We start from the raw sequence: 14,032 nt of genomic DNA, 5'->3' as shown, positions 1-14,032 counted from the left end.
ATGACCGCACCCTGCCGCATGATCCTCGACGTCGACACCGGCGTCGACGACGCCATGGCGATCTTCTACGCGGTACGCCGCCCGGGTATCCGGCTCGAGGCGCTGACCACCACCTTTGGCAACACCGACACGGTGATCGCCACCGAGAACACGCTCAAGATTCTGGAACTGCTCGGCCGGCCGGAAATCCCGGTGGCGCAGGGCGTGGCGCGCTCGCTGATCCGCCCCTACAAGCGCCTGGCCGACCACATCCACGGCTCCAACGCGCTCGGCGACGTCGAGCTGCCGGCACCGAAGATCAAGGCCGTCGACGAGCACGCGATCGACCTGATGATCCGCGTCATCAAGGAAAATCCCGGCGAGATCACGCTCTGCCCTGTCGGCCCGATCACCAACGTCGCGCTCGCCATCACCAAGGCGCCCGAGATCGCCAAGCTGGTGAAGGAGATCGTCGTGATGGGTTCGACGATCCTGCATCCGGGCATCCATGGCCCGATCGCGCCGATGGTGGACGCCAATTTCGCGAATGACCCGGAAGCCGCGCATATCGTGCTGCAGTCCGGCGCCAACGTGACGCTGGTCGGCATGGACGTCACCATGACGACCCTGCTCTCGACCGACATGATGGCCGAGATTTCGCGGGAGGGTGATCACGCGGCCCGGACGCTGATGCAGATCACGCAGTTCTACGTCGACGCCTACAAGACGATGTATCCGGGCATCCAGGGCTGCGGCCTGCACGATCCGCTCGCCGTCGCCGTCGCCGAGGATCCGACTCTGGTCGGCCTGGAGCGCATGTATGTCGACGTCGAGCTGCATGGCGAGCTGACGCGCGGCCAGACCGTCGCCGACCGCCGCCGCACGGCGATCCCCTTCCACAACGCCAATGTCGCCATGACGGTCGATCGTCCCCGCTTCGAGGACGACTTCATGGCGCTGATGAAGGGGCGCTGAGCCGCTTCGCGCTAGGAAGCGCAACCCGTCGATCCCGACCGGCGTCGCCGGTCGGCAAGGCTCTTGCGGGGCGAATGGCGCCGGCGGAAACTCCGGCATCTTCCGATCGTCTCGACGGCGAAATCGTCTTGGTTTGCGCCGAACGGAGTCGCTGCAATCCGGAGGGCCGAGCGTGCCGAGTTTTGTGGTCAATCCGCCGGTGTTCTTCGGATCCGTCGCGATCGTTCTCCTGTTTGTCGGCATCGGCGCCGCCTTTCCGCAGCGAGCCGACGAGATCTTCAGCGGCATGCAGGCCGCCATCCTGTCGGGATTTGGCTGGCTCTACCTGCTGGCCGTCGGCATCTTCCTCATCGCCATGATCCTGCTCTCGTTCGGTCGCTATGGCGATCTGAAGCTGGGGCCGGATGACGCCGTGCCGGACTTCCGCTTCCTGTCCTGGCTGTCGATGCTGTTCGCCGCCGGCATGGGCATCGGCATGATGTATTTCGCCGTCGGCGAGCCAATGACCCATTTCGCGGCGCCGCCGGAAGCCGCGCCGCTGACAATCGCCGCCAAGCGCGAGGCGATGAGCGTGACCTTCTTCCACTGGGGCATGCACGCCTGGGCGATCTATGCCGTGGTCGGACTGTCGCTCGCCTATTTCGGCTATCGCTACAACCTGCCGCTCACCATCCGCTCCGGGCTCTATCCGATCCTGAAGGAGCGCATCCATGGCCCGATCGGCCATGTCGTCGATATCTTCGCGGTCTGCGGCACCATGTTCGGGCTCGCCACCTCGCTCGGCTTCGGCGTGCTGCAGATCAATGCCGGGTTGAACTACCTGCTCGGTGTGCCGGTGTCGCTGTCGATCCAGATTCTCCTGGTGGCCGTCGTCACGGCGATCGCCACCCTGTCCGTGATGTCCGGGCTCGACAGGGGCGTTCGCGTCCTGAGCGAGCTCAATCTGTCGGTCGCCGTTCTGCTCATGCTGTTCGTCTTGCTGGTCGGGCCAACCCGTCTGCTGATGCGAGACTTCGTTCAGAATATCGGGCTGTATCTCGACAGCATCCTGCTGCGAACGTTCAACATCTATGCCTACGAGCCCCGTCCCTGGATCGACAAGTGGACGCTGTTCTACTGGGCCTGGTGGATCTCCTGGTCCCCCTTCGTGGGCATGTTCATCGCGCGCATCTCGCGCGGGCGCACCGTGCGCGAGTTCGTGGTCGCCGTCCTGTTCATCCCGGCAGGGTTCACGTTCTTCTGGATGACCGTCTTCGGCAATACGGCCATGGAGATCGACACCACCCTGGCCAGCGGCGCGCTGGCGAAGGCCGTGCAGGCGGATCTGTCCGTCGCGCTGTTCCAGTTCTTCCAGTATCTGCCCTTCTCCGCGGTGACATCGGCCCTGGCGGTGGTGCTGATTGTCATCTTCTTCGTCACGTCGGCGGATTCCGGCTCGCTCGTCATGGACACGATCGCGGCCGGGGGGCGCACCGATACGCCCTATCTCCAGCGTGTGTTCTGGTGCGTGCTGAGTGGCGCCGTCGCAGCCGTGCTTCTCGCCGCCGGCGGCCTGTCGGCCCTGCAATCCGCCACGATCTCGACGGCGCTGCCGTTCTCGATCGTGATGCTGATCCTCGTCTGGTCGCTGTTCCTCGGCATGAAGGCCGACGTCGCCAGCCGGCAGGCCCAGGGGGCGGTCATGCCCCAGGCCTATCCCGCGTCGGGGATGACCTGGCAAAAAAGGCTGGCCCAGCTTCTGCGCGCGCCGGATGCCAGGGATATCGACCGGTTTCTGGAGGAGGCGGTGAGCCCGGCGCTCAAGGCCGTGGCGAGGGAGTTGCAAGCGCGGTCGCGGGCGGCGGAGGTCGAAACGGACCGGGAGGCCGGCACGGTCACGCTGACGGCCCCAGCCGACGACGTGCGCAACTTCGTCTACGGCGTGCGGCGGGTCGAGCACCAGCTCCCCGCGTTCACCGCTTACGAGGCGGCCAGGGCCAAGTATCGCTATGAGGCCTACACCTTCTTCTCGGACGGGAGCCGAGGCTACGACATCATGGGCATGTCGCAGGAACAGATCATCAACGACGTTCTCGTGAAGTTCGAGCATTACATCGCCCAGTTGCAGTCCCCGGCGGTGTCCCTCGTCGTCGCGGCGCCGGAGCACTGACGCGCTTTCGGGCGAAGGGGCGGCCGGATCGCGCAAGGAAGACGCGCCCGGCCGGGATCCGGAACCTTCAGCGTCGTTCCGGACCGGGCTGCGCCCCGGCCAGGCTCAACCCCGCGCGTCCTCCAGGATCATGTCGGCGGCCTTCTCGGCGATCATGATCACCGGCGAATTGGTGTTGCCCGACGTGATGGTCGGCATGACAGAGGCGTCGACGACGCGCAGGCCCTGGAGCCCGTGTACGCGGAGGCGGGCGTCGACGACCGCCTCTTCGTCCTCGCCCATCTTGCAGGTGCCGACCGGGTGGAAGATCGTCGTCGCGATGTCGCCGGCCTTCCGAGCGAGGTCCTCTTCGGTGTGGAACTGCGGACCCGGCAGGAATTCCTCCGGCCGGAAGCGGGCGATGGCGCGCGTGCGCATCAGCGCTCGGGCATGTTCGATTGAGCGCGCCGCGACCTGGCGGTCGCCCTCCGTCGCCAGGTAGTTCGGCCGGATCTTTGGCGCCGCGCCGGCGTCGGCGCTTTCCATGTGCACGCTGCCACGGCTCTCCGGCCGCAGGTTGCAGACCGAGACCGTGACCGCCGGGAAGCGGTGCAGCGGCTCGCCGAGCCGGTCGGTCGAAAGCGGCTGCACGTGATATTCGAGGTCCGGCGTCGCGAGCCGCGGATCGCTCTTCGCGAAGATACCGAGCTGGCTCGGCGCCATGGAAAGTGGCCCCGAACGGCGGAGCGCATATTCGAGCCCCATCCCGGCGCGGCTGAACAGATTGTGGTAGCGCTGGTTCAGCGTGGTCGCGCCGGACACCTTGAAGACGGTGCGGATCTGCAGATGGTCCTGCAAATTCTCGCCGACGCCGGGAAGCGCGTGGCGGACATCGACGCCGATCCTGCCGAGCATGTCCGGGCGGCCGATGCCGGAGAGTTCCAGCAGCTTCGGTGAATGCACGGCGCCGGCGGCGAGGATGACCTCGCGCCCGGCCGTGGCGGTGCGGATACGGCCCTCGTGGCGAAAACGCAGTCCCGTGGCGCGACGGCCGTCGAAGAGCAGGCTTTCAGCCTCCGCGCCCGTCAGCACGGTGAGGTTGGGGCGCTTCTCGATCGGGCGCAGGAAGGCCTTCGAGGTGTTCCAGCGCACGCCGCGCTTCTGGTTGACCTCGAAATAGCCGGAGCCTTCATTGTCGCCGGTGTTGAAATCGTCCGTCTTCGCGATGCCGAGCTCCTCCGCCGCGTCGCGAAAGGCGTCGAGCAACGGCCAGCTCAGGCGCTGCTTCTCCACCCGCCATTCGCCACCGCTGCCATGCAGCGGCGAGGCGCCGGCGTGGTGGTCCTCGGATTTCAGGAAATAGGGCAGCACGTCGGCCCAGCCCCAGCCCGGATTGCCCTGCTGGCGCCAGCCGTCATAGTCAGCCGCCTGGCCGCGCATGTAGATCATGCCGTTGATCGAGGAGCAGCCGCCGAGCAGCTTTCCGCGCGGGTAGGGGAGGCTGCGGCCGTTGAGGCCCGGCTCGGCCTCCGTCGTCATCAGCCAGTCGGTGCGCGGGTTTCCCATGCAGAAGAGGTAGCCGATCGGGATGTCGACCCAGCGGTAGCGGTCGTTGCCGCCGGCCTCGAGCAGCAGGACCTTGTGGCGCGCATCGGCGCTCAGCCGATTGGCCAGCACGCAGCCGGCCGAGCCGGCGCCGATGACGATGAAGTCGAAGCTGCCGAGGCTGTCCGACGAAGCAAGGCTGTCCGGCATGAGGGGTCCCGCGTTTGAACGTCGGGCGCAGTAGAGCCGAAGCCCCCTCATTGCACAACGGCGTCGCTGGCCTTGGTCGAAATGAGTATCGTTTTCATGACCTGGCCATTGACCAGCCCGGGAGTTGTTTCTTCCCGCATTCGCGAATTTGTCCCGCCAAATCGCAATTTATCGCCCGCCTGGAGTTGGAGAAACCTCGAAGATTGGGTGCGAAAGGCAAATCGAGCTTGACGCCATGGGGCAGATAATGTTGACGTTTACACGAATGGAACGGGGCGCGGGGAGGCGCCCCGGCGGCGCCATGCGCGCCGCGCAGCGGGAGGGTAGGCGCGTGCGCGACATCGGTGTGGCTTCGATCGTGGCTTGCGGCGGGGAGGGCGTGTGATGGCGCGGCCGCCGATCGTCGATACCCATCTCCATCTCTGGGATCCGAAGAAGCTGCGCTATGCCTGGCTCGACGGCAATCCCGTGCTCGACCAGGCTTATGAGCTCGACCGCTACAATGCGGCGACCGAAGGGCTCGGCGTCGAGGCGATGGTGTTCCTGCAATGCGAGGTCGATACCGCGCAGTACCAGGACGAGGCGGACTGGATCGCGCAGCTCGCGAAGGTCGATCCTCGTATCCGGGGCATGGTTGCCTGGGCGCCGCTGGAGAAGGGGCGGGCCGTCGCCGCCGATCTCGAGCGCCTCGCCAGGCATGACATCCTGCGCGGCATCCGCCGCATCATCCAGTTCGAGCCGGACGTCGATTTCTGCCTGCGCCCCGACTTCATCGAGGGCGTGCGCACGCTGGCCGATTTCGACCTCTCCTTCGACATCTGCGTCGATCAGCGCACCATGGCGAATGCCCTGAAATTCGCGGCGCAGGTGCCGGAAGTGCCGATGATCCTCGATCACATCGGCAAGCCGCGCATCAAGGCCGGCGAGATGGAGCCATGGGCGAGCGAGATGCGCGAGCTGGCGGCGATGCCGCATGTCGTCTGCAAGATCTCCGGCGTAGCCACCGAGGCCGATCACGCCAACTGGACCGATGATCAGCTGAAGCGCTACGTCGAGGTCGCCATCGACGCCTTCGGTTTCGACCGCGTGATGTTCGGCGGCGACTGGCCGGTGGCCGTGCAGGCGATCGAGTATCGCCGCTGGGTCGAGATGCTCGACGGCATCCTCGCTTCGGCCTCCGACGTCGAGCGTCAAAAATTCTGGCACGACAACGCCGTCCGCTTCTATCGCCTGGAGACGGCGCGATGACAGAGCTGAAGCCGCTCGTTTCGGCGCGCGGCATCTCGAAATCGTTCGGTGGGGTCGAGGTTCTGAGGAATGTCGACCTCGACCTGATGCCGGGCGAGGTTCATGCGCTGCTCGGCGAGAACGGCGCGGGCAAGTCGACCTTCGCCAAGATCCTCGCCGGCGTGCACCGGCCGACGCGCGGCACCATCGAACTCGGCGGCAAGGCCGTCGAGATCGGCTCGCCGATCGGCGCGCAGCGGCTCGGCATCACGCTGATCCACCAGGAGCCGATCTCGTTCCCGGACCTGTCGGTGGCGGAGAACCTCGTCATCGGCCAGGTCGGCGGCAAGCCGCTCGGGCGCGTGCGCTGGGCCGAGCTCGCCAAGGAGGCGCGCCGGCTGATGGGCCTCCTGAACGTGCCGATCGACGTCACCGTGCCGATGCGGGGCCTGTCGATCGCCGATCAGCAGATGGTCGAGATCGCCCGCGCGCTCGCCTCCGACAGCCGTCTCATCATCATGGACGAGCCCACCGCCGCGCTGACGCCGAAGGAGGTCGAGACGCTGTTCACCATCGTCCGCCGGCTGCGCGAAGAGGGCCGGACGATCATCTTCATCTCGCATCGCCTGGAAGAGGTGCGTGCGATCTGCGACCGCGTCACCATCTTCCGCGATGGCGACAAGATCGAGACCGCCGAGACCGCGAGCCTGACCGACGCCGACATCATTCGCCGCATGATCGGCCGCCCGGTCGCCGACTATCTGCATCGCGGCGTAGGTCATGTCGGCGCCGTGGCGCTCTCGGTGCGCGGCCTGACCCTGCCGGGCCGGTTCGAGAACATCTCCTTCGACGTCCGCAAGGGCGAGATCGTCGGCCTAGGCGGCCTGGTCGGCGCCGGCCGCACCGACGTGGCGCGCGCCATCTTCGGCGTCGCGCCCGCCGCCTCCGGCACGATCGAGATCGACGGCAAGCCGGCCGAGATCCGCGAACCGACCGACGCGATCGCGCGCGGCGTCGCCTTCGTCTCCGAGGATCGCGCCATCGCCGGCATCTTCCGCTCGCTCTCGGTCGAGACCAACATCACCGCCGCCGTGCCGGAGCGGATCGCGCCGAAGGGCATCATCCGCCGCGCCGTCGAGAAGGCGCTGGCGAAGGAATCGGTCGAGAAGCTCCGGATCCGCCTCGCCACGGTGCGCCAGCCGATCGGCGAGCTCTCCGGCGGCAACCAGCAGAAGGCGATCCTCGCCCGTTGGCTGCTGGCCGAGCCCGACATCCTCATCCTCGACGAGCCGACGCGAGGCATCGACATCGGCGTCAAGGCCGAGTTCTACGACAGGATCGGCGAGCTCGCCGCGGCCGGCCGCGCCATCCTGCTGATCTCCTCCGAACTGCCCGAGCTTCTCGCCTTGTCCGATCGCATCCTCGTCATGTCCGAAGGCAAGCTGACGGCCGACATTCCGCGCGCCGAGGCGAGCCAGGAGACCATCATGCACGCCGCCGTTCCGCGCTCCGGCCGCCATACCGTTTCGGGAGCCGCGGCATGAGCGCGATCGCCCGTTTGTTGCGCGCCCGCGAGGCCGGCATCCTCGTCATGCTGGTGCTGTTCGTCGCCGTCGTCAGCCTGATCCAGCCCCGCTTCTTCTCGGCCGAGACCCTGCGGATTGTCCTGCTCGCCGTGCCGCTGATCCTGGTCGCGGCTATGGGCCAGATGATGGTGCTGGTCGCCCGTCACGTCGACCTCTCGATCGGCTCGATCCTTGGCTTCTCGGCCATCGCCGCCGGCATGATTTTTCGCGATTATCCCGAGCTGCCGCTCTATGTCGGCTTCGCGGTCGGCGTGCTGTCGGGCGCCGCCCTCGGCTTCGTCAACGGCCTCGTCGTCACGATCTTCAAGCTGCCGTCGATCATCGTCACGCTCGGCACGCTCAGCCTCTATCGCGGCCTGCTGTTCATCCTGTCCGGCTCGAAGCAGATCGACCCGAACGACATCCCCGAGCCGTTGATCCGCATGGCGCAGACCTCGCCGATCGACATTCCGTGGATCGTCATCATCGCCTATGCCGTCGCCTTCGCCACCTGGCTGTTCCTGACCTACACGCAGGTCGGCCGCCAGATCTACGCGATCGGCTCCAACCCGTCGGCGGCGCCGCTGCGCGGCATCCGCGTGATGCCGGTGACGATCCTCGTCTTCACGCTGTCCGGCGCGCTCGCCGGCCTCGCCGGCCTGATCTACGCGGCGCGCTTCGGCTATGTGAACCCCGGCATCACCGGCGTTGGCTTCGAGTTCACCGTCATCGCGGCGGTGGTCATCGGCGGCGTCTCGATCAATGGCGGCGTCGGCTCGGTGCTGGGAACGGTGCTGGGCGTGCTGCTGCTCGGCTCCGTCCAGGTGGCGCTGCCGATCCTCGGCGTCTCCGGCTTCTGGCAGAACGCCATCTATGGCGGCATCATCCTGATCGCCCTCGTCATCGACCGCACCGTCCGCCAGGGCGGGCTGCGCGGCCTGCTCGCCCGAGGTGGCGCATGAACTCCATCGACAAGCCCACGCCGTCCACGACCACGCCGACCATCGTCGTGCGCGAGGCTGCCGCGCCGCGGCCACGCTGGCAGGTGCTGCTGATCCGGCCCGAGACCGTCACGCTGGTGCTGCTCGTCGTCGCGACGATCGTCGCCAGCCGGCTGTCGCCCTTCTTCGCCGATCTCGGCTTCATCCTGGAGAGTTCGACCTATTACATCGAGTTCGCCATCGTCGCGCTGGTGCTGACGCTGGTCATCATCTCGGGCGAGATCGACCTGTCGCCCGCCGCCCAGATGGCGCTTTCCGCCTGCCTGTTCGGCACCGCCTTCAAGGCGGGCCTGCCGATGCCGGTCGCGATCGGGGTCAGCCTGCTGGCCGGTCTCGTCATGGGCGCCTTCAACGGGTTTCTCGTCACCGTGCTGCGGCTGCCGTCGATCATCGTCACCATTGGCACGCTCATTCTCTTCCGGGGATTGGCGCAGGTTCTGGCGGGCGACAAGTCGATCGGTGGCTTCCCAAGCTGGTTCGTCGGCATCGACTACCGCATGGTCGGTATCGTGCCGGTGCCCGTTGTGGTCTTCGTCGCCGCCTCGGTTCTGCTCGGCCTGTTCCTCGGCATCACCATCTATGGCCGCCAGATCTACCAGATCGGCACCAGCGAGATCGCCGCCATTCATGCCGGCATCCGCGTGCGGCGGATCAAGATGGGTCTGTTCATCGCCTCGGGGCTCGTCAGTTCGATCGCCGGCCTGATGGTCGCCTCGCGGCTCGGCTCGGTCCGCTACGACCTCGCCTCGGGCGCCGAGCTCACCATGGTGCTGATCGTCATGCTCGGCGGCACCTACATCTTCGGCGGCCGCGGCTCGATCCTCGGCACGTTCCTCGCCGCCTGGCTGCTGGTCATCATCGCCACCGGCATGACCGTCGCCAACATCGCCATCAACGCGCAGCTCACCGTCATGGGCCTGCTGCTCATCGTCTCGATCATCATGACCAACGCCATCTATGCCCGCAGCCAGAGGTAGCGTTTTCAAGCGAAGTGGACACCGGTTCGCGTGAAGAAAACGCGACCAATCAAGGAGTTGGGCATTTCATCGCACCCTGGGAGCGGTGAAATGCCGAGCGGGATCCGTCTGTCAGCAACTGGGAGGAACTGACTATGCTGAGAAGAAATCTGATGCTCGCCGCCGCCTTCGGCGCCGCGCTGTTCGCCGGCGCGGCCCAGGCGGCCGATCCGGTCTCGATCGTCTATATCCCGAAGAACACGGGCAACCCGTACTTCGATTCGATCATCAAGGGCTTCGAGGACGGCTGCAAGAAGCTCGGCTGCGAGTTCACCACCGTGGCGCCGGCCTCGGCCGAAGCCACCTCGCAGATCCCGTTCGTCACCGCGCAGATCCAGCGCGGCGTCAACGTCGTCGCGATCTCGCCGAACAGCCCCGACGCGCTGAACCAGGTGTTCGACCGCGCCCGTTCCAAGGGAACGATCATCCTGTCGGTCAATTCCGACATGCCGGGCAACGAGACGCACCGCGACGCGGCCATCCTGCCGGTCGATTTCACCAAGACCGGCCCGTCGCAGGTCGAGCTGCTCGGCAAGCAGATCGGCTATGAGGGCGAGATCGCCATCCTCTCGGCCACCACCGACGCGCCGGACCAGAATGTCTGGATCGCGGCGATGAAGGACAGCCTCGAGAAGGATCCGAAATACGCCAAGATGAAGCTGGTCACGATTGCCTATGGCGATGACGACCCGCAGAAGTCGACCACCGAGACGGAAGCCCTGCTCGCCAACTACCCGAACCTGAAGGGCATCATCTCGCCGACCACCGTCGGCGTCGCGGCGGCCGCCCAGGTCGTCGAGACGGCGAAGAAGGCCGACCAGGTCAAGGTCGTCGGCCTCGGCACGCCGAACCAGATGCGCCGCTTCATCGAGAACGGCACGGTCGAGGCGTTCCAGCTCTGGAGCCCCTACAACCAGGGCCTGCTCGCCGCCCATTTCGCGGTTGGCGTCAAGGATGGCAAGATCAAGAATGAAGCCGGCACGACCTTCGAGGTCGAAGGCCTCGGCACCGTCACCGTCGGCGAGAACAGCGTGATCAAGACGCAGGCGGATCTCACCACCTTCGACAAGGCGAACATCGGCGAATTCAACTTCTGATCCATCGCCGTTATTCTTGTGGCCCGCGACGCGCTTCGGCGCGTCGCGGGCTTTTTCATAGCTTGGCCACGGCGCCGTCCGGCCCGTCGGCAGGGGACATCGGGATGATCCAATACGACTTCAACGATCGCGTCGCCGTGGTGACCGGCGGCGCCCAGGGTATCGGCCGCACCGTCGTCGAGCGCCTCTTGGCCTCCGGCGGCAAGGTCGCGATCTGGGACCGCGACGCCGCCCTGCTGGCGCGCGCCGTCGCGGAGATCGGCGTCGATAAGGTCGCGGGCTTAACCGTCGATATCGGCGATCTCGCCTCGGTCGAGCGCGGCGTCGAGGAGACGCTCGCGGCCTTCGGCCAGATCGACGTGCTGATCAACAATGCCGCGATCGTCGGTCCCAACATGCCGACCTGGGAATATCCGCCGGAGGTCTTCAGCGACGTCGTGCATGTCGGCCTGACCGGAACGTTCCATTGCTGCCGCGCGGTGGTGCCGCACATGATCGCGCGCAACTACGGCCGCATCGTCAATCTGAGCTCGATCGCCGGCAAGGAAGGCAACCCGAACGCGGTCGCCTATTCGGCCACCAAGGCGGGCGTGCTGGCGCTGACCAAGTCGCTCGGCAAGGAACTGGCGGGCCACAACATCGCCGTCAACGCGGTGACGCCGGCGGTCGCCAGGACGGCGGGCGCGATGGCGCAGGCGCCCGAGCATATCGCTTACATCCTCGGCAAGATTCCGCGCGGCCGCATGCTGGAACTCGCCGAGGCGGCGACGATGATCTGCTTCCTGGCGTCGGAGGAAAACTCCTTCACCACCGGCGCCACCTTCGACCTGTCGGGCGGCCGCGCGACCTATTGAGGTGCGGCTCCGGGATTTCCCTCTCCCGCGAGCGGGAGAGGGGGATGCCGCGAACCGGACGCCTACGGCGTCGGCGCGTCGGCGCGGATCAGGCCTTCATGCTTCAGCTCGGCCCAGAGGTCGGTCGGGATTTCCATCCGGACCAGATCGAGATTGGTCGTCACCTGCTCGGGCTTGAAGGCGCCGGGGATGACGGAGGCGACGGCTGGGTGGTGCAGCGGGAACTGCAGGGCCGCGGCCGGCAGCGGTACGTTGTGGCGCTTGCAGACCTCGGCCACGCGCCGCGCCTTCTCCAGCACCTCCGGCGTCGGCTCGAAATAATTGTACTTCGCGCCCGGCACCGGGCCGGTGGCGTAGAGGCCGGACGAGAACACGCCGCCGATGATGATGCCGACGCCGCGCTCGACGCAGAGCGGCAGTTCCTCGGTCAGCGTCTCCTGCTCGCCGAGCGTATAGCGCAGCGCCAGCAGGAAGAAGTCCATGTCGAACATCTCGAGGAAGCGCGGGATCAGCTTGAGCTCGTTGATGCCGGCGCCGATGGCGCGGATGCGGCCCGCCGCCTTCAGCTCGGCGAGCGCGCGCCAGCCGCCATTGGCGAGCTGGGTGAAGCCGGCCTGCACCATGGCTTCCGAACCGCGATGCCACCAGTCGAGGTCGTGGATGATCAGCGTGTCGATGCGGTTCATGCCGAGGCGCTGCAGGCTGTCCTCATAGGCGCGCATCACGCCGTCATAGCTGTAGTCGAAATAGTGATCGAAATGCAGGCCGCCGGACCAGAAGCCGGTGTCGAACTCGTCGGGCTTCTGGATCGGCGCGCGCAGGATGCGGCCGATCTTGGTCGACAGGATGGCGTCGGCGCGGGGTTTCTTGTAGAGAAAGCGGCCGACCCGGTGCTCGCTCTGGCCGCGACCGTACCAGGGGGCGGTGTCGTAGTAGCGCACGCCCGCGTCCCAGGCCGTCTGCAGCGTCGCCTCGGCGTCGGCATCCGTCACCTTGGTGAACAGCTCGCCGAGCGGCGCCGCGCCGAAACCGATCTGCGGCAGCATCACATCGGTCCGGCCGAGCTGCCGGAGCTTGAAAGGATCCATGGTCATCTCCCTGTCTTCGGCCCGCCGGCGCGAAACCCGGGACGTGAATCAAGCGCCCTCCCGCAGGCCCATGCCCGCATAGAACGGGATCGTCGTGTAAACGTCAACACGATCTCGGTGGTTTTGCCGGGGATGTCCGGCGCGCCGGGCGCCATGGCTAATTTCCTTGATTTATGGCGGTATGAATGGCAGGCTGCGGGGAATTTTTCTCGGCTTCTTGCTCGGTCTGGCGGGGCTTTCTCGCCCGAAATCCGGTTAAGGATGTAAACGTTATGTCAGCCAAGATGCCGACCGGCGGCCGGCGCCAGCCGACCATCCACGAAGTGGCGGCGGCCGCGGGCGTCTCGATCGGCACCGTGTCGCGCGTCGCCAGCGACAGCCCGCGCGTCGCGCCGGAGACGCGGGCCCGCGTGCAGGCGGCGATGGCCGAGCTCGGCTACCAGCCAAACGCCGCGGCGCGCGCCATGCGCACCAACCAGACCAAGACGATCGGCTTCCTGATCCCGGACATGACCAACCAGGTCTTCGCCCGCGTGGCGCAGGGGGCCGAGGCCGTGCTGGCGCCGGAAGGCTACATGCTGTTCGCCTTCTCGTCGAACCGCTCGCCGGCGCGCGAGATCGAGTTCCTGCAGGCGGCCCGCCAGCGCCGCATGGATGGGCTGATCGTCACGTTGTCGGACGAGACGGCGACCGGCACGGTCGAGGAGCTTCGCCGCATGGGCGTGCCCGTCGTCGTGCTCGACCGCGACATCCCGGTCGAGGCCGACATCGTCTACAGCGAGCACATCCAGCCGATCGAGACCGTGGTCGGGCAATTGCTGCTGCTCGGCCATCGCCGCATCGGCCTGATCACCGCCTCGCACAATATCCGCCCCGGCCGCGACCGCGTCACCGGCTTCCGCCGCGCGCTGGAGCGGGCCGGCATCCCGGTCGACGAATGGCTGGTCCGCGCCCGCATCCAGAGCGCCGAGCACGGCGCCGCCGAGGCGCATGACCTCTTGACCGGACCGAACCCGCCGACCGCGATCCTCGCCGCCGGCAGCGACATCTTCTACGGCGCGCTGAAGGCGGTCCGCCTGCTCGGCCTGTCGATCCCGGACGATCTCTCCTTTGTCGGCGCCGACGACGCGCTGCTCGGCGAGCTCGTCTATCCGCCGATCACGGTGATCGATCGCGACATGGTCGAGGTTGGCCGGCAGGCGGCGGGCCTGCTGATCGACCGGCTGAAGGGGCTCGACATGCCGCCCCGCCGCATCATGCTCGGCAGCAGCGTCATCCTGCGCAGCTCGATGGCGGCGCCGCGCCCGCGCACGGGGTGAAGCTTGCCACTGTACAATGGCGGTAGGT

Annotated in this window: 11 protein-coding genes; 9 read left to right on the top strand and 2 right to left on the bottom strand. The window is 66.8% G+C overall.

Features of this window, described 5'->3' with window-relative positions; translation table 11 throughout:
- Positions 1 to 954 carry a nucleoside hydrolase gene (locus tag G539_RS0120655; RefSeq protein WP_035832200.1) on the top strand — a complete coding sequence of 318 codons (954 nt, stop codon included), beginning with the start codon at positions 1 to 3 and terminating at the stop codon, positions 952 to 954.
- Between the two features lie 172 nt (positions 955 to 1,126).
- Positions 1,127 to 3,103: a BCCT family transporter gene (locus G539_RS0120650; protein WP_029076888.1), complete on the top strand. Its 1,977-nt coding sequence runs from the start codon at positions 1,127 to 1,129 to the stop codon at positions 3,101 to 3,103.
- 105 nt (positions 3,104 to 3,208) lie between these two features.
- Here the strand turns inward: G539_RS0120650 and G539_RS0120645 are convergent, their stop codons facing one another.
- Entirely contained in the window at positions 3,209 to 4,837 is a 1,629-nt protein-coding gene (locus G539_RS0120645; protein WP_029076887.1) for a GMC family oxidoreductase, read from the bottom strand.
- A gap of 384 nt (positions 4,838 to 5,221) precedes the next feature.
- Here G539_RS0120645 and G539_RS0120635 point away from each other — a divergent pair, with 384 nt between their 5' ends.
- The 6 genes from G539_RS0120635 to G539_RS0120610 all read left to right on the top strand — a co-directional run bounded on the left by G539_RS0120635 (position 5,222) and on the right by G539_RS0120610 (position 11,597).
- Entirely contained in the window at positions 5,222 to 6,085 is an 864-nt protein-coding gene (locus tag G539_RS0120635; protein WP_029076886.1) for an amidohydrolase family protein, read from the top strand.
- Positions 6,082 to 7,608 carry a sugar ABC transporter ATP-binding protein gene (locus G539_RS0120630; protein WP_029076885.1) on the top strand — a complete coding sequence of 509 codons (1,527 nt, stop codon included), beginning with the start codon at positions 6,082 to 6,084 and terminating at the stop codon, positions 7,606 to 7,608. The genes G539_RS0120635 and G539_RS0120630 overlap by 4 nt, the downstream gene beginning before the upstream one ends.
- Positions 7,605 to 8,591 (top strand): ABC transporter permease, encoded by a 987-nt coding sequence (locus G539_RS0120625; RefSeq protein WP_029076884.1) that lies wholly within the window; start codon positions 7,605 to 7,607, stop codon positions 8,589 to 8,591. The genes G539_RS0120630 and G539_RS0120625 overlap by 4 nt, the downstream gene beginning before the upstream one ends.
- Positions 8,588 to 9,607 carry an ABC transporter permease gene (locus G539_RS25655; RefSeq protein ID WP_051231858.1) on the top strand — a complete coding sequence of 340 codons (1,020 nt, stop codon included), beginning with the start codon at positions 8,588 to 8,590 and terminating at the stop codon, positions 9,605 to 9,607. The genes G539_RS0120625 and G539_RS25655 overlap by 4 nt, the downstream gene beginning before the upstream one ends.
- Before the next feature lie 134 nt (positions 9,608 to 9,741).
- Complete coding sequence (locus tag G539_RS25650; protein WP_084640148.1) at positions 9,742 to 10,743, top strand: substrate-binding domain-containing protein; 1,002 nt, start codon at positions 9,742 to 9,744, stop codon at positions 10,741 to 10,743.
- Positions 10,744 to 10,847: 104 nt separating this feature from the next.
- The gene (locus G539_RS0120610) at positions 10,848 to 11,597 is read left to right on the top strand and encodes an SDR family NAD(P)-dependent oxidoreductase (RefSeq protein ID WP_029076883.1); all 750 of its coding nucleotides are present in this window, start codon (positions 10,848 to 10,850) and stop codon (positions 11,595 to 11,597) included.
- A gap of 62 nt (positions 11,598 to 11,659) precedes the next feature.
- Here the strand turns inward: G539_RS0120610 and G539_RS0120605 are convergent, their stop codons facing one another.
- The gene (locus G539_RS0120605) at positions 11,660 to 12,685 is read right to left on the bottom strand and encodes an aldo/keto reductase (protein WP_029076882.1); all 1,026 of its coding nucleotides are present in this window, start codon (positions 12,683 to 12,685) and stop codon (positions 11,660 to 11,662) included.
- Positions 12,686 to 12,957: 272 nt separating this feature from the next.
- On the opposite strand from G539_RS0120605, the gene G539_RS0120600 reads away from it, so the two are divergent.
- The gene (locus G539_RS0120600) at positions 12,958 to 14,004 is read left to right on the top strand and encodes a LacI family DNA-binding transcriptional regulator (protein WP_029076881.1); all 1,047 of its coding nucleotides are present in this window, start codon (positions 12,958 to 12,960) and stop codon (positions 14,002 to 14,004) included.
- The last annotated feature ends 28 nt before the right edge of the window (positions 14,005 to 14,032 follow it).

The organism is Kaistia adipata DSM 17808 (assembly GCF_000423225.1).
Taxonomy (GTDB): Bacteria; Pseudomonadota; Alphaproteobacteria; order Rhizobiales; family Kaistiaceae; genus Kaistia; species Kaistia adipata.
The sequence above is the reverse complement of the archived record's forward strand: the minus strand, read 5'-3'. Positions and strand labels throughout refer to the sequence as shown.

Coding starts and splice junctions, on each gene's coding strand:
- G539_RS0120655 (WP_035832200.1), top strand. CDS start 1: ATGACCGCACCCTGCCGCATGATCCTCGACGTCGACACCGGCGTCGAC.
- G539_RS0120625 (WP_029076884.1), top strand. CDS start 7,605: ATGAGCGCGATCGCCCGTTTGTTGCGCGCCCGCGAGGCCGGCATCCTC.
- G539_RS25655 (WP_051231858.1), top strand. CDS start 8,588: ATGAACTCCATCGACAAGCCCACGCCGTCCACGACCACGCCGACCATC.
- G539_RS0120600 (WP_029076881.1), top strand. CDS start 12,958: ATGTCAGCCAAGATGCCGACCGGCGGCCGGCGCCAGCCGACCATCCAC.
- G539_RS0120630 (WP_029076885.1), top strand. CDS start 6,082: ATGACAGAGCTGAAGCCGCTCGTTTCGGCGCGCGGCATCTCGAAATCG.
- G539_RS0120610 (WP_029076883.1), top strand. CDS start 10,848: ATGATCCAATACGACTTCAACGATCGCGTCGCCGTGGTGACCGGCGGC.
- G539_RS0120645 (WP_029076887.1), bottom strand. CDS start 4,837: ATGCCGGACAGCCTTGCTTCGTCGGACAGCCTCGGCAGCTTCGACTTC.
- G539_RS25650 (WP_084640148.1), top strand. CDS start 9,742: ATGCTGAGAAGAAATCTGATGCTCGCCGCCGCCTTCGGCGCCGCGCTG.
- G539_RS0120605 (WP_029076882.1), bottom strand. CDS start 12,685: ATGGATCCTTTCAAGCTCCGGCAGCTCGGCCGGACCGATGTGATGCTG.
- G539_RS0120635 (WP_029076886.1), top strand. CDS start 5,222: ATGGCGCGGCCGCCGATCGTCGATACCCATCTCCATCTCTGGGATCCG.